Here is a 16,578-nt window from a genome sequence, read left to right on the forward strand (position 1 = left end):
CAAAGCAAGCACTTGCTTTGGGCGTTTTTATATTTCCTTACACTAATCAACGATAGATGTTCTCGAATAGCTCGGCATCCCATCTCTTTAGCGATCGGAAAACGGTCGAAAGCAACAGCGTTTTTAACCAACGATAAACGTAACAATACTGCTAAGAGGGAGACAAATGGCTTAAAATAACAAAAGCTCGAAGTGGGGAACTCCGAGCTTTACCTAACCAATTATTAACCTAAATTATGAAAAGTTCTTTATATATTATTTTGTATATATCTTTCTGTTTTGATATATCAAAGGTAAGACACATTCCCTTTTATGTCAAGAAATTTAACAGCATTTAACGTTGTTAAAATTATGTTAAAACATTTTAGCACTTTGCAATAAACATTGAACCTCTTTTTTTAATGCAATATTTTTAATCATCATGCAAGCGAATTGAAAGATCAGCATCGTCCTTGCTAATTAGGTGCAGATGGACAGAACAAAGCCGCTATGATACGTCAACTCATCAAAAAAACAGTGTGTAATAAAAGAAACACTTTCAATAAAAAGGAATAAATTTGTAGGTAGAGACAGCATCGTATTGGAATATATTAATTGCGGATCTAAAAAAAAGAAAAATAAAAACGGATGAAAATAGCTTTAGCACAACTGAATTACCATATCGGTAATTTTGAAGCAAATACAACAGCAATAATTCAGGCAATCAAGCAGGCCAAAGACGCATCTGCAGATCTCATCATCTTTTCGGAACTTGCTATTGGTGGCTATCCTGCGAAAGACTTATTACGGAATAAAGTATTTAAACAACAGTGTGATGAAGCTATCCATGCTATTGCAAGCCACTGCCAAGAAATCGCCTGTATCATTGGTGCCCCCGTTCGGAACAGCGATCCCGAAGGGAAAGAGCTTTACAATACTGCTGTATTTATCGAACAGGGTGCTGTTCGAAACATTGTAAAAAAAGGCTTGCTACCTGATTACGACGTTTTTGATGAATATCGCTACTTTGAACCCAATAAGCGATTCAACTGTATCATGTTGAAGGGGGTAAAAATTGCTCTGACAGTTTGTGAAGATCTATGGGACGATGATGAGGGAGGCAATTCTTATGTGGGTGACCCTATGACCGAACTCAGAAAAGAAAATCCCGATCTATTGATCAATATTGCTGCTTCTCCATTTTCCTATACGCATTTTGATGAACGTGTCAAGGTACTCGCCCGACAGGTCAAAAAATCAAATCGTCCATTGATCTACGTCAACCAAGTGGGGGCACATATGGATATTATCTTTGATGGCCGATCATTAGCACTTAACAACGATGGAACAAAGATTGCCGAATTAAAACGATTTGAAGATGATCTGCAATATGTTACCTATCATCAGCAAAATATCACCTCCACCACAGCGTCAGTCAAAGAGCCCGTCACTGAAATTGCGCTCATCCACGATGCATTAATCCTGGGACTACGGGATTATTTCCAAAAATCAGGATTCAAAAAAGCGGTACTCGGTTTATCTGGCGGATTGGATTCGGCCTTAGTCGCAGCCTTAGCCTGTGAGGCGTTGGGTGCCGACAATGTGCTGTCCATTTTGATGCCTTCCGTTTACTCCTCAGACCATTCCATCAAAGACGCTATGGATCTGGTCAGCAATACAGGTTGCAAACATCATATTGTCCCTATAAAGGATATCGCTTCCGCCTACGAAAATACGCTTGCCCCGATTTTTGAAGGCCTGCAGGCTGATACCACCGAAGAAAACATACAGGCGCGTGCACGCGCCGTTATCCTAATGGCGATATCGAACAAGTTTGGCCATATACTATTAAACACTTCCAATAAGAGTGAAGCCGCAGTCGGCTATGGCACCTTATACGGCGACATGGCCGGATCCATTTCCGTTATTGGCGATGTCTACAAATCTAAAGCGTACGACCTGGCACGTTACATTAATCGCGAGCGTGAAATTATCCCCATCAATACCATTGAAAAAGCTCCTTCCGCGGAATTACGCCCCGATCAGAAAGACTCGGATTCCCTGCCAGCGTACGATCTGCTCGACAAGGTCCTATTCGAATTGATTGAAAACGAAAAGAGCGGTTCCGAAGTTGTAGCAATGGGATTCGAAAAAGCGTTAGTAGAAAGAGTAAATAAATTGGTCAATAATGCTGAATTTAAACGCTTTCAAGCACCACCAATCCTTCGGATTAGCCCCAAAGCTTTTGGCGTTGGAAGACAGATTCCATTGGTGGCAAAATATTCCTATTAATTTTACATTTAAGATTAAACCATATGTACAGTTTTTTGTCTAACATTAAAAATTAAATCCAGTACATACAGCTCAAATAACGAATTGCCCTAGGGCATCAGTTAATCTGAAGACTGTACAAGCGGATAATTAAGAAATTAAAACAAGTAAATTAAATTAAGTTCCATATAGGCTATGAAACCATCATGAGTATACTGCTTAAACGCAGAAAATCCGTACTCATGATAGATTCATCACAGTTAATAAACAAATTACTACGATGAAAAAGATACTATTATTTTTGGTGCTCTGCATCGCGCTTGCATCATGTTCGTCTTATCAATATAATACCACTCGGGTAGAAAAGATGGATTTCACTCCTTTTAAAACATATGCCTGGCTACCTCCGGTAGACTCACTTTCGAAATCTTATTTTGACAATGACATTGCCAAAACTAATATTTTGGATGCTGCAAATACGGCTTTAGAGGCAAAGGGACTCCAATATTCAAAAGATAACCCAGATTTGTTATTCCGTTATATTACCATCGTCAACAACAAAAGCCGTTTGGTCTATGGAGGCGGCGGATATTATGGATGGGGTGGTCCTTGGGGCTGGTACCGACCTTGGTTTTCACCTTATTTTTATGGTGGTGGATATTACCCCGTGGCAAAAGAACGCTACCGCTACGGTCACCTAATCATCGAAGCGATCGATCGCAAAACCAATTCGGTCATCTGGCAGGCACGTGGTTCAGGTGATGTGGATAATCCTGAAAAGGCGATCAACAACATCAGTAAAGTAGCGAAAGGTGTGATAGAGTTGTTCCCCATAAAAACAATAAAAAAATAAAGCTGGTCCGGGCAAAGCCCTCCCGCTATACGACACAGTAGATTGCTTTACCGCTCATGACGGAAAGCAATTGTACACAAAAGCCTGATTTCATCGTAAATCGGGCTTTTGTGTTGTATACGTTGTCGCAATGTCCAAAGTTTTAACTAAAAACGAGAATTTCATACAATCTTCTGGTCTAATTCGAATCACATGCTAACCACTGGTTCCCAGTCTCACCACAACCCTATCGTTACCGTTTTATTCCTATTGAGCTTCCATTTTCAATATAATATTCTCCCCCGGCGACACTTAGTCCAATTGGATAAAGACGATCCTGCCATTGCATATCAAAAGGATTTTAGCTAAGTTTAGCTGGAATTAATACTGAGCAACTGTTGAAAAAATATTTTTTATTCCTGGATACCGAAACCTCTGGCTTACCAAAAAAATGGGATCGAGAATATACGGACAGTGAAAATTGGCCGCATGTACTCCAATTGGCCTGGATTATTTTTGATGAAGAACAGCAAGAAGTCAAACGTAGCAATAAATATATCTATGAACCGCTGATTCCGATCAGCCCAGCTGCCGAACAGATTCATGGCCTTACTCCCCATTTTCTGATGCAACACGGAGAAAAGAAAAAAGATGTGCTCCGCAAGTTCAGCCATGACATCAAAAAATATCAACCTCAACTGATCGGACATTTTCTATCTTTTGACCTACAGGTGCTCTGTGCCGAATACCACCGCGCCAGCTTACCGATTCCATTCCAAGCACTGAGTTACTTCTGTACCCTAATGCACAGCAAAAAATATGTGCGCAATCCCAACATGGTCCACTTGCCATTGGCATTGCTACACGAGGTCCTATTTTCCGAAATACCCGCGGTTATACATGATGCCGAAATAGATGCGGAAATTACCGCAAGATGCTATTTCGAAATGCTGCAACGAACGGAGCTTGGTGAACAAGATATCAGCAAACAACAAGGGGAATTCAATAACATCTTATCATGACATCGACAATGAAAAATACAGCAGATATCCTTTCCTTGCTCAAGTCTACCCAACCCTTTCAGGTACTGCCCGAAACTGTTCAGATCAGTCTGGTCGAACTGATGTACCCCTACCGCTTCACAAAAGATAGCTTAGTTTATCGACAGAATATTACGGATATGGAAGGTGTAGACCTGATTTGGGAAGGTGAATATGAAACATTTTTCCTCGACAGTTCAGATAACAAGAGGCTGGTTGAAATCCATCATAATCCCTATTGTTTTGGAGGCATCTCCGTGCTATTAAATCGAACGAAAGCACTAAAGTCTGTTCTTGCCAAAAAAGGAACGCTCATCTATCGCTTACCACGGAAGAATTTTATCGAACTCTGCAATGCCAATGAAGAATTCTTTCAATTTTTCACCAGCTCCTTTGGCAAGAGGATGCTAGATGAGGAGTTTTCGCATTTTGTCAAGTCTCCAGCGTCTTTCGAAGAAAGCTATTTTGCTGCCGACCAGCTCTACTCCCGCAAGATCGAACACATTGTATATAAAGACATTGTAGCCTGCAACGCTGATACCGCCATTTACGAAGTTGCACGGGTGATGGCCCAGCATAAAGTAAGCTGCGCATTCATCAGAGACGAGCAACGTATCATTGGTTATGTCACCGACATGACCCTTAGAGATCATGTGATCGCGCAGCAGGTAGCTGTCACAGCTCCTATCGCTTCGGTTATGGACAACCCCATCGTCAGTATTTCCGATCAATCCTATCTGTATGAAGCCGTACTCAAAATGTTCCATACCAAATCGCGATATCTCCTTGTTGAAAAAGAAGGAGATTACGTTGGCTTTCTGAGCCGCAATCGGCTCCTGAGTGAACAAGGGCAATCCCCACTGGTTTTTATCCAGTCGGTAAAGCTTGCCGAAACGCTCGAAGAATTAAGGGATAAATGGAACAATGTACCCGAAATCATCCATCAGTTATTGGGCAGAGGGGTAAATGCCGAAATTGCCAATCAAGTCATCACTACCGTGGCAGACAGTATTGCCATAAAAGTGATCGAAAAAGTGATCAAAACAATGGGTGAACCACCAGCCAAATTTGTTTTTATGGTTACAGGAAGTGAAGGCCGCAAAGAGCAGACGCTGATGACCGACCAGGACAATGCCATTATATATGAGGACAAGGCCAATGAACAGCGGGAATATGTTCGGGATTATTTTTTAAAATTCGCGCGTGAGGTTTCGGATCACCTGAATACCATTGGCTTCAGCTATTGTACCGGCGGTTATATGGCCAGCAATCCCGAGTGGACGCATTCACTTTCCCATTGGAAAAACAATTATAAAATGTGGATCGAGGAGAGCGTCCCCGAAAATGCCATAAAGTTCTCCACCTTCTTTGACTGCCGGAGATTATATGGCGATCAGGGCATTATAGACCAATTGAAAGCCTTTCTGACCGCCGAATTACAAAAACCTAACGAACGTTTTTTTGCTTTCATTGCGAAAAATGCCTTGCAATACGAACCGCCCCTGACTTTTTTCAAAACCATAAAAACACAAACCATCGGGTCGACAGAAGTATTTAATATAAAGAAAGCAATGACACCTATTGTTGACCTGGTACGGGTATATGCGCTGAAAAATCAGATCTACGAGGAGAATACCGGTGGTAGGCTCAAGGCTCTGTTAAAGCTGGGAATATTTACCCAGGAACAGTACAACGAACTCCATCAATCGTATTACTATCTGATGTCCATCCGGTTAAAAAATCAAACGAATCAGATCCGGATCGCAAAGCTGAACCCGGATAATTACATTACCATGGAGAACCTGACAAAAATTGAGAAAGCTACATTAAAGGAAATATTTAAATCAATAAGCAATTTCCAACTGGGGATCAAGTTGAAGTTTACAAATAATATGTTCGGATAATAATAAATGAATGGCCTTTGCGTGGTATTGATTCCATTTTGGTTTTATTATCCTTTAATGCTTTACTAAAATATATTTCACTTTCAATTTTCGTTTTTTCAATAATTCCTTATATTTATCACAGGCATATACTAGCTTTGTGGCTGGAATATCCGGATTAAACTTATTAATAACAATAAACAACATGAGCAAATTGAGATTAGCATTTGTATTCTTTACGATTTTATTTATTTCATCGTACACTTTATTACAGGCTCAAACTCCTGCAGCAGCGCCTGTTACCGCTACTCAGCAGGCTAATGAGGCTTATAAATATAGCCCCGATGGACTAAGAAAAGGGACTTTGGCCAATCAATTTGATCACCTAAATTATATATCAAAAAATAACTACGACTTCAAGATGGTTCGCAAAACCAACCTGGAAATCGTAAAAAGGAATGTTGTCGACACAGTTGCGAAGTTGCGCAAGGAAATCACTACTTTAAAATCGTCTTCCAGTAACTATACTGCCAATACGAAAAACTTACAGGATTCCATTCAGCTATTAAAAGATCAGCTCGCCCAGGAACAGCAAAAAACGGACAGTTTTTCATTCATGGGCATCAATACCTCCAAAGGTTTATATAGCACCGTTGTCTGGACGATCATTGCGGTATTGGCTGTTGCTACCTTTATTTTCCTATTTTCTTATCGAAAAGCTAAGGTTGACACGGTAGAATTTCAGAAAACAGCGGAACAGTCGCAGGAAGAATTTGCGACATTCCGTAAAAAGGCAATGGAAAAAGAACAATTGCTGAAACGTCAATTGCAGGATGAACTCAATAAAAAGATATAGGATAGCCTAGTTCAAAGACTATACATTCTCTGTTTTTATCGACCTGAATCGACGCTCAATCTTGACCTCGCTTCAGGTCGATAACATTTAAATACCATACGCATCCAATCACATGGGCATCTGAAAAAGAAGTGCCGTTGCAAAAAAATAGGATGATCAACAGCTCGGAAAAGGTATATTTACAACAGAGGAATCGAAACTAACAGAATTACAAGAGATAACATTTTGACATACATGAATAAAAATGTAATTTAATTGCAAATTCTATTTGTTTTTAAAAACGAATAACCTTATTTTTGCTGACCAAAAAAGAGGCCTTTTATGTCTCTTATACAAAATTGATTAATAAATATTTAGTCCCTATAATATGCCCAAGATTGGTAAAATAGCGCAGATTATCGGCCCAGTTGTTGACGTCAACTTCGCCGACAGTGAAAATCTACCTAAAATTTACGATGCATTGTACATTCAAAAAGAAAATGGACAACGTGTTGTATTGGAAGTTCAACAACACTTAGGTCAGGATCGTGTACGTACAATTGCCATGGACGCAACTGAAGGTTTGGTTCGCGGAATGGAAGTTGTCGATACTGGTGCTCCTATCAAAATGCCTGTTGGTGAAGAAATCAAAGGTCGTGTATTCAATGTAGTTGGTGATGCCATTGATGGTATCCAAGATTTGAATAAAGAGAATGGTCGTCCTATCCACAACGTCCCTCCTAAATTCGAAGATCTATCTACTGAATCCGAAGTACTTTTTACTGGTATCAAAGTTATTGACCTTTTAGAACCATATGCAAAAGGTGGTAAAATTGGTTTGTTCGGTGGTGCCGGTGTAGGTAAAACCGTATTAATCCAAGAGCTGATCAACAACATTGCTAAAGGTCACGGTGGTCTTTCAGTATTTGCCGGTGTAGGTGAACGTACACGTGAAGGTAATGACTTGTTGCGTGAGATGTTGGAATCGGGTATCATCAAATATGGTGAGCATTTTATGGAAGGCATGGAAAAAGGTGAATGGCCTTTGGACACTGTTGACCACGAATTAATGAAAGACTCTAAATGTACTTTCGTATTCGGTCAGATGAATGAGCCTCCTGGTGCACGTGCACGTGTTGCCTTGTCAGGTTTGACAGTTGCGGAATATTTCCGTGATGGTGATGGCGAAGGTCAAGGTCGTGACGTCCTATTCTTTATCGATAACATCTTCCGTTTTACACAAGCTGGTTCTGAAGTATCTGCACTATTAGGCCGTATGCCTTCAGCTGTAGGTTACCAACCGACCCTAGCAACAGAGATGGGTTTGATGCAAGAGCGTATCACGTCAACTAAAAACGGATCTATTACTTCAGTACAAGCGGTTTATGTACCTGCCGATGACTTAACTGACCCTGCTCCAGCGACAACTTTCGCTCACTTGGACGCAACGACAGTATTGTCCCGTAAAATTGCTGAGTTAGGTATCTATCCTGCTGTGGATCCTTTGGATTCTACATCACGTATCCTTTCTCCTGCTGTTTTAGGTGCTGAACATTACGATACTGCACAACGTGTAAAAGAAATTCTTCAACGTTACAAAGAATTACAAGATATCATCGCCATCTTAGGTATGGACGAGCTGTCTGAAGAAGATAAATTAACTGTACACCGCGCACGCCGTGTACAACGTTTCTTGTCCCAACCTTTCCACGTAGCAGAACAATTTACAGGTTTAAAAGGTGTATTGGTAGACATCAAAGATACCATCAAAGGTTTCAATATGATCATTGATGGTGAGGTTGATGAATATCCAGAAGCTGCCTTCAACTTGGTAGGTAACATCGATGATGCTATCGAAAAAGGTAAGAAATTATTAGCAGAAGCAGTTTAATTTAGATATTGGACCATAGATATGAGATAATAGACTTTCGATTATCTCATATCTATTTGAAAACCTAAAGTTCTCAAATCTCATATCTCAAATCTTATATCTAAGAATAATGAAATTAACAATTATCACTCCCGACAAATTAGTATACGAAGGCGAAGTAACATCGGTTACTGTTCCTGGCTCTGCTGGCTCCTTTCAAATTCTGAAAGACCACGCGGCTATTGTTTCTACTTTGGAAGATGGAAAAGTAATTATTCAACAAGGTAAAGGTGGACAAGAAGTGTTCATTAAAGGTGGTGTTGTGGAAGCTAAAGACAATGTCATTACCGTGCTTGCTGAAGGAATTATCGGAGATTAAATCAATTGATTTTAAAATATTGAAAAGCTTCCGATAGAAATATCGGAAGCTTTTTTTTTAAAGTTTTTTTGACAATTTCTTCATTTTAGGAAGAAATTTGCCCTTTGTAACAAAAAATAATTTTTTGACCATGTAGACCAATTTTAAATATGGTATACGACTAACAAAATTTAAAACCGTCAAAACCGAAAAAATGCAGTTTAAAATTCTATAAAACAACATAACATAGAATTTTATTCTAAATAGAAAATTAGCACTTTAGCTATTGCCAATTATTGTAATTCCTGCTACCTTGAGGAAATGAAAATCGAAGGTTTTTACAGCAGCCTGAGATAGCGCGATTTACCAGCAAAAAACCAAACAGGGGAACTATTTATATAAGGTAAATTTTGGGTTATGAAATACTACGACAAGAACACATTGATTTATTTGGATGGAGCTTTTGTAAAAGCCTCCGAGGCTGCATTGAATCCCTTTGCACAATCGCTTCATTATGGCTACGCTGTATTCGATGGTTTACGTGCGTACAACACCCATAATGGACCACGCATCTTTAAAGCGGACAAGCATTTTGACCGACTAAAGAAATCCTGCGAAGCAGTTAATATTCCCTATGCATGGAGTAACCGGGAGCTAATAGACAAGTGTTATGAACTTCTGGCCATTAACAACTTACGTGAAGCCTACATTCGTCCATTGGTACTCACAGGTTCGAATATGCACCTGACATTCTCTACAGAGGCTAATCTGATGATTGCCGCTTGGGAATGGGGGCCTTATCTCGGGCAGAACCTTTTACGTGTATGTATCTCTGACATCAAAAGACCCAATCCAAAATCTTTCAAAACAGACTCAAAGATATCAGGCCAATATGTAAACTCTATTCTGGCAACTACAGAAGCTATCAAAAGAGGTTTTGACGAGGCACTTATGCTTGACCATGAAGGTTTCGTGGCACAGGCTTCAAGCGAGAATATTTTTATCGAGAAAGATTTCAAAATCTATACGCCGCCAGCGAAAAACATTTTTCCCGGCATTACGCGGCAGACGGTTAAAAACATCTGTAAAAAACTGAATTTCGAAGTCATTGAAAAACCTTTGACAGTAGAAGATATCTATACTGCCGACAGCGCATTCTTATGCGGTACAGCAGCTGAAATTATCGGAATCAAACAAGTTGATGATGTGATCTATCAAGAAGAGTGGGAACACAGCATAGGGGCATCTATCCAAAGAAGATATAAAAATTTAGTATTAGAGAACGAAAATTATGAAGTCATCATCTAACGGCGAAAATGCAATGAACAAATACAGCCGTACATTTACACAAGACGAAACGCAACCTGCTGCTAAAGCCATGCTTTACGGTATCGGCCTGACAGACGCTGATATGGACAAGGCACAGGTCGGTATTGCCAGCATGGGATATGATGGTAATACGTGTAATATGCACCTTAATGATTTGGCGCAAATAGTCAAAAAAGGGGTTTGGAACAATGACTTAGTCGGTTTGACCTTTGGCACCATTGGTGTCAGCGATGGGATGAGCAACGGTACGGATGGTATGCGTTACTCACTGGTCAGCCGTGATGTAATCGCCGATAGTATTGAAACCATCTGTGGTGGTCAATATTATGATGGCTTGATCTCTATTCCTGGATGTGATAAAAACATGCCCGGTGCCATTATGGCAATGGCGCGTTTGGACCGCCCTTCACTAATGGTCTATGGGGGTACAATAGCACCCGGTCATTATAAAGGCGAGGAACTAAATATCGTTTCTGCATTTGAAGCCTTAGGACAACGTATCTGTGGCAACCTTTCCGATGAAGATTACGAAGGTATCATCAAACATACCTGTCCGGGTGCTGGAGCCTGTGGCGGTATGTATACCGCAAACACAATGGCCTCAGCAATTGAAGCATTGGGAATGAGCTTGCCATATTCTTCTTCTAATCCGGCAATCTCTGAAGAAAAGAAAAATGAATGCCTAGATGCAGGTAAATACATCCGTATCTTACTGGAAAAAGATATTAAACCTTCGGATATCATGACCCGTAAAGCATTCGAAAACGCCTTACGTACCATCGTTATCTTGGGTGGAAGTACCAATGCCGTACTTCACTTTATCGCAATCGGTAAAGCTGTAGGCGTTGATATTTCTCAGGATGACTTCCAGCGTATGAGCGACGAGACCCCGGTGTTGGCAGATTTTAAACCTTCTGGTAAATACCTCATGCAGGATCTCCAACAGTTTGGTGGAACGCCTGCCGTGATGAAATATCTTTTGGATGAAGGTTTATTACATGGTGATTGTATCACCGTAACCGGAAAGACAGTTGCAGAGAACTTAGCGGATGTTAAATCCATTATGGAATATGAGCAACCTATTATCAAACCATTAAGCAACCCGATCAAAGCTACAGGGCACTTACAGATCCTGTACGGTAACTTAGCTGAAAAAGGGTCCGTTGCGAAGATCTCTGGAAAAGAAGGCGAAAAATTTACCGGTCCTGCTCGTGTATTTGACGGTGAGCATGATTTAGTTGCTGGAATAGCTTCCGGCAGAATCAAACCAGGAGATGTTGTCGTTATCAAAAATGAAGGTCCTGTGGGCGCTCCGGGTATGCCTGAGATGCTTAAACCTACTTCATTGATTATCGGTGCTGGCTTAGGTAAATCCGTGGCTTTGATTACAGATGGCCGCTTCTCCGGAGGAACACACGGTTTTGTCGTCGGTCACATCACGCCTGAATCTTACAAAGGGGGACTAATTGGCTTAGTCCATGATGACGATATCATCGAAATTGACGCCGTCAACAACAGTATCAATGTACTTCTTTCGGATGAAGAGATCGCACAACGTCGTGCGGCCTGGGTGCAACCAGCGTTGAAAGTCAGCAAAGGTGTATTATACAAATATGCTAAAACTGTAGCTGACGCCTCAGAAGGCTGTGTAACAGATTTGTAGAAGTTAAAAGTCAAAATTAAAAAGTTAAAAGTGGGAGACACTTAATAAGCCACAGGCTGAAGAGTTCAATCTCAAATCTAATGTCTCCCATCTAAAATCTAATATCTCAATACTAATCAATATGAGTACACTGGAAATAACAGAAAATAAGGCTGCTACCAAGCAGGAAACGCCGACACAAATTTCGGGATCGAAAGCTGTTTTGGAAGCCTTATTGAGCGAAGGAGTTGATACCGTATTTGGTTATCCGGGTGGCGCGATTATGCCTATCTATGATGCCCTTTATGATTATACGGATCGTCTGAAGCATATTTTAGTGCGCCATGAACAAGGTGGAATCCACGCGGCGCAAGGTTATGCAAGAACTTCAGGTCGTACTGGTGTCGTCTTCGCGACGAGTGGCCCTGGAGCGACAAACTTAGTTACTGGACTGGCTGATGCCATGATCGACAGTAATCCTATTGTCTGTGTCACAGGTCAGGTCTTTGCTTCACTATTGGGGACAGATGCATTTCAGGAAACGGATGTCATCAATATCACCGCACCGGTCACAAAATGGAACTATCAGGTCACCGACGCTACTGAAATTCCAGCTGCACTCGCAAAAGCATTTTATATTGCCAGCACCGGTCGTCCGGGGCCGGTATTGATTGATATCACCAAAAATGCGCAAATGCAATTGTTCGATTATTATGGTTACGAAAAATGCAACCATGTACGTAGCTACAGACCTGCTCCACAAGTGCGTAAGGAGTATGTCGAACAGGCTGCTGAGTTAATCAATAATGCAAAAAAACCATTTGTTCTTTTTGGACAGGGTGTCATCCTAGGTAAAGCAGAAGAAGAATTCAAAGCTTTTATCGAAAAGACGGGAATTCCATCAGCAGCTACTGTCATGGGACTGAGCGCGCTTCCTACTGACCATAAACTTCATGTCGGGATGTTGGGGATGCATGGTAACTATGCGCCGAATGTCATGACCAATGAATGTGATGTCCTAATTGCTATCGGCATGCGTTTCGATGACCGTGTAACCGGCCGTTTGGACAAATATGCCAAACAGGCAAAAGTAATCCATTTGGATATCGACCCTGCAGAGATTGACAAAAATGTACAGACAACCGTACCGGTATGGGGCGACTGTAAAGAATCGCTTCCAATGCTTACAGAATTGGTTAAAGCTGTGGATCACTCCGCTTGGCTTCAACAATTCCGCGAACTTGAAAAAGAAGAAATCAAAGAAGTCATCCAAAATGAACTTCACCCACAAACCGATATTATGACCATGGGTGAGGTCATCAATGTGTTGAATGAATTGACAGGCGGTGATGCCATCATTACAACAGATGTAGGCCAACACCAAATGGTATCCTGTCGTTATGCCAAGTTCAATAACAGCAAATCCAATGTGACCTCAGGTGGTTTAGGAACAATGGGCTTCGGGCTTCCGGCAGCTATCGGTGCATGGTATGGTGCTCCCGAGAAAACTGTTGTAGCGATTATCGGTGACGGCGGTATCCAAATGACTATTCAAGAGTTAGGAACCATTATGCAATTTGGCGCGAAGGTGAAAATTTTGATCCTTAACAATGAGTTCTTGGGAATGGTACGCCAATGGCAACAACTGTTCCATGACAAGCGCTATTCATTCGTGAATATCACCAGTCCTGATTTTGTTGCTGTTGCCAAAGGATATTATATCGATGGTCAGAAAATTTCAGAACGGAAAGATCTCCGCACTGCCCTTCAGACCATGCTTGAACACGATGGTGCTTATTTATTGGAAGTCATGGTAGGAAAAGAAAACAATGTATTCCCAATGGTCGCACAAGGAACATCCGTATCAGAGATCCGCTTAAAGTAAAGTTGAAAATGGAAAAACAAGAATATACCATTACCCTATACACGGAGAATTCTATCGGTCTAATCGGTAGGATCTCCACGATTTTTTCAAGAAGAAAAATCAATATCGAAAGCCTGAATACCTCCCCTTCCGAAGTAGAAGGCATACATCGGTTCACTATTGTGATTACTGAAGCAGAAGAGGTGCTACGTAAGCTTTGTCGTCAGCTGGAAAAACAGATTGACATTCTTAAAGCCTACTACAACACCAATGATGAAGTGATCTGGCAAGAGCAGGCGCTCTATAAGGTACCTGCGGACGTAGTCAATGAAAAAGTATATGTTGAGCGTTTACTACGTCAGTATGGTGCCAATGTAGTTGTGATCCGTAATGATTATATCGTGTTCGAAACTGCAGGTCACCGTGAGGAAATTGATAAACTGACGGAGGAATTGACAAAATACGGATTAATCGAATTTGTACGTGGTGCGCGTATTGCCATCATTAAAGATAGTGCGGGTTTCCACTCCAAACTCGTTCAGTTTGAAGCGAAGGAGCCCTCTATGGAAATCGTTGAAAATGAATATCTCGACAAAAGAGATGACGTATTTACGATGTAAGTTTTAAAAATATCATGCAAGAAACATTTAAATTTATCCTCAAGTCGCGTCAGAAATTCATTGAATTAATTGACGGACTTTCCCCAGAACAACTCAACAAAATTCCAGCAGGATTTAATAACAATATCATCTGGAACTTTGCTCATATCGTTGTCAGTACACAGACTTTGGTCTATGTCCGAACAGGAATCAAAGCCGACACTTCTTGGGTGAAATATAACGAAGATTATAAAAAAGATACTAAACCAACCCGCTTTGTCGAACAAGCGGAAATTGATGAATTGAAAGAAATTGCAATCCGCAGTATCGAGCAAATTGCCACTGACTATGAAAATGGTGTTTTCGGAGAAATCACCTCTTTTTCAACAGCAACCTACGGTTACCCAATGGACACAATTGAAGAAGTTATTGCCCTGACATCAGGACATGATAACGTTCATTTCGGTTACGCAATGGCTCAACGCAGATTAGTACAATAATTAAAATAAATAATCAACAACCAATAACAGAAAGAAAGTAAAACAATGGCAAATTATTTCAACACCTTACCGCTTAGAGAGCAGTTAGAACAATTAAGTCACGCTGAATTCATGGACAACAGCGAATTCACGGATGGTGTAAACGCTTTAAAAGGTAAAAAAATCGTAATCGTAGGATGTGGTGCACAAGGCTTGAACCAAGGTTTAAACTTAAGAGATAGCGGACTGGACGTTTCTTATGCTTTACGTAAAGAGGCTATTGAACAAAAAAGAGATTCCTGGAAAAACGCTACAGACAATAACTTTAACGTAGGCACTTACGAAGAATTGATCCCGACTGCGGATTTAGTTATCAACTTGACTCCAGATAAACAACATACATCAGTGATCAACGCGGTGATGCCATTGATGAAAGAGGGAGCTACATTGTCTTATTCACATGGTTTCAACATCGTTGAAGAAGGAATGCAGATCCGTAAAGATATCACTGTGATCATGGTTGCGCCAAAATGTCCGGGTTCGGAAGTTCGTGCAGAATACCTTCGTGGATTTGGTGTACCTACTTTGATTGCCGTTCACCCAGAAAATGATCCACAAGGAAAAGGTTGGGCTGAAGCAAAAGCATATTGTGTAGGAACAGGTGGTCACAAAGCCGGTGTATTGAAATCATCCTTCGTCGCTGAAGTAAAATCGGATTTAATGGGTGAGCAAACGATTCTTTGTGGATTGTTGCAAACCGGTTCGATCTTATCTTTCGACAAAATGGTCGAAAAAGGAATTGACGCGGGTTACGCATCCAAATTGGTACAATATGGTGTAGAGGTGATCACTGAAGCTTTGAAACATGGTGGCGTAAGCGGTATGATGGACCGTTTGAGCAATCCTGCAAAAGTAAAAGCTTTTGAGATCTCTGAAGAACTGAAGGATATCATGCGTCCATTGTTCCAAAAACACCAAGACGATATCATGTCAGGCCACTTCAGCAAGACCATGATGGAAGATTGGGCAAACGGTGATGCAAACTTATTGAAATGGAGAGCTGAAACAGGTGAAACTGCCTTCGAAAAAACTCCTGCTGCTGATGTTAAAATCAACGAGCAAGAATACTTTGACAATTATACGTTGATGGTCGCTTTCATTCGTGCTGGAGTAGAATTGGCATTTGAAACAATGGTTGAAGCTGGTATCAAACCGGAATCAGCATACTACGAATCACTGCACGAAACACCATTGATCGCTAACACAATCGCACGTAAGAAATTGTTCGAAATGAACCGTGTTATTTCTGATACAGCAGAATACGGTTGTTACTTATTCGATCAGGCTTGTAAACCGTTATTGGCTGATTTCATGAAAACTGTGGATACAGATTTAGTAGGTAAAAACTTCAACGAAGGTAAAGATGCTGCTGTTGACAATGCACAATTGGTTGCCATCAATGAAATTTTACGCGAGCATCCTGTAGAAATCGTTGGCCGCAAATTGCGTAAAGCGATGACTGCCATGAAAGCGATCAAAACTGTTTAAAAATCATACAAATCAGCTGTTTTTTTACGGCCGAAACGAATATCCAAGT

Annotated in this window: 13 protein-coding genes; all 13 read left to right on the forward strand. The window is 40.8% G+C overall.

The genetic code is table 11. From position 1 onward, the window contains the following. Positions 1–627: 627 nt before the first annotated feature. The 13 genes from ACK8HY_RS11720 to ilvC all read left to right on the forward strand — a co-directional run bounded on the left by ACK8HY_RS11720 (position 628) and on the right by ilvC (position 16,529). Positions 628–2,271 carry an NAD+ synthase gene (locus ACK8HY_RS11720; protein WP_416133728.1) on the forward strand — a complete coding sequence of 548 codons (1,644 nt, stop codon included), beginning with the start codon at positions 628–630 and terminating at the stop codon, positions 2,269–2,271. A gap of 259 nt (positions 2,272–2,530) precedes the next feature. After that, the gene (locus tag ACK8HY_RS11725; RefSeq protein WP_077437035.1) at positions 2,531–3,103 is read left to right on the forward strand and encodes a DUF4136 domain-containing protein; all 573 of its coding nucleotides are present in this window, start codon (positions 2,531–2,533) and stop codon (positions 3,101–3,103) included. Positions 3,104–3,480: 377 nt separating this feature from the next. Continuing rightward, positions 3,481–4,104 (forward strand): 3'-5' exonuclease, encoded by a 624-nt coding sequence (locus ACK8HY_RS11730; protein ID WP_416133729.1) that lies wholly within the window; start codon positions 3,481–3,483, stop codon positions 4,102–4,104. Positions 4,105–4,112: 8 nt separating this feature from the next. After that, positions 4,113–6,026, forward strand: a complete 1,914-nt coding sequence (locus tag ACK8HY_RS11735) for a DUF294 nucleotidyltransferase-like domain-containing protein (protein WP_416133730.1) — start codon at positions 4,113–4,115, stop codon at positions 6,024–6,026. Between the two features lie 184 nt (positions 6,027–6,210). Next, positions 6,211–6,861 carry a hypothetical protein gene (locus ACK8HY_RS11740; protein WP_077437037.1) on the forward strand — a complete coding sequence of 217 codons (651 nt, stop codon included), beginning with the start codon at positions 6,211–6,213 and terminating at the stop codon, positions 6,859–6,861. A gap of 367 nt (positions 6,862–7,228) precedes the next feature. Continuing rightward, positions 7,229–8,731 carry a F0F1 ATP synthase subunit beta gene (gene atpD / locus ACK8HY_RS11745; protein ID WP_077437038.1) on the forward strand — a complete coding sequence of 501 codons (1,503 nt, stop codon included), beginning with the start codon at positions 7,229–7,231 and terminating at the stop codon, positions 8,729–8,731. 109 nt (positions 8,732–8,840) lie between these two features. Beyond that, positions 8,841–9,089 (forward strand): ATP synthase F1 subunit epsilon, encoded by a 249-nt coding sequence (gene atpC, locus ACK8HY_RS11750; protein ID WP_028071934.1) that lies wholly within the window; start codon positions 8,841–8,843, stop codon positions 9,087–9,089. A gap of 396 nt (positions 9,090–9,485) precedes the next feature. Then, the gene (locus tag ACK8HY_RS11755; RefSeq protein ID WP_416133731.1) at positions 9,486–10,376 is read left to right on the forward strand and encodes a branched-chain amino acid transaminase; all 891 of its coding nucleotides are present in this window, start codon (positions 9,486–9,488) and stop codon (positions 10,374–10,376) included. Further along, positions 10,360–12,060: a dihydroxy-acid dehydratase gene (ilvD, locus tag ACK8HY_RS11760; RefSeq protein WP_077437040.1), complete on the forward strand. Its 1,701-nt coding sequence runs from the start codon at positions 10,360–10,362 to the stop codon at positions 12,058–12,060. The genes ACK8HY_RS11755 and ilvD overlap by 17 nt, the downstream gene beginning before the upstream one ends. Positions 12,061–12,181: 121 nt before the next feature. Then, positions 12,182–13,924, forward strand: coding sequence for a biosynthetic-type acetolactate synthase large subunit (gene ilvB / locus ACK8HY_RS11765; RefSeq protein WP_077437041.1), 1,743 nt, complete (start codon positions 12,182–12,184; stop codon positions 13,922–13,924). Positions 13,925–13,932: 8 nt separating this feature from the next. Beyond that, positions 13,933–14,523, forward strand: a complete 591-nt coding sequence (gene ilvN / locus ACK8HY_RS11770) for an acetolactate synthase small subunit (RefSeq protein WP_416133732.1) — start codon at positions 13,933–13,935, stop codon at positions 14,521–14,523. A 14-nt stretch (positions 14,524–14,537) separates the two neighbouring features. Next, complete coding sequence (locus ACK8HY_RS11775) at positions 14,538–15,002, forward strand: DinB family protein (protein WP_416133733.1); 465 nt, start codon at positions 14,538–14,540, stop codon at positions 15,000–15,002. 45 nt (positions 15,003–15,047) lie between these two features. After that, positions 15,048–16,529, forward strand: coding sequence for a ketol-acid reductoisomerase (ilvC, locus tag ACK8HY_RS11780; RefSeq protein ID WP_077437044.1), 1,482 nt, complete (start codon positions 15,048–15,050; stop codon positions 16,527–16,529). The last annotated feature ends 49 nt before the right edge of the window (positions 16,530–16,578 follow it).

The sequence above is a fragment of the Sphingobacterium sp. NGMCC 1.201703 genome, assembly GCF_047784615.1.
Taxonomy (GTDB): domain Bacteria; phylum Bacteroidota; class Bacteroidia; order Sphingobacteriales; family Sphingobacteriaceae; genus Sphingobacterium.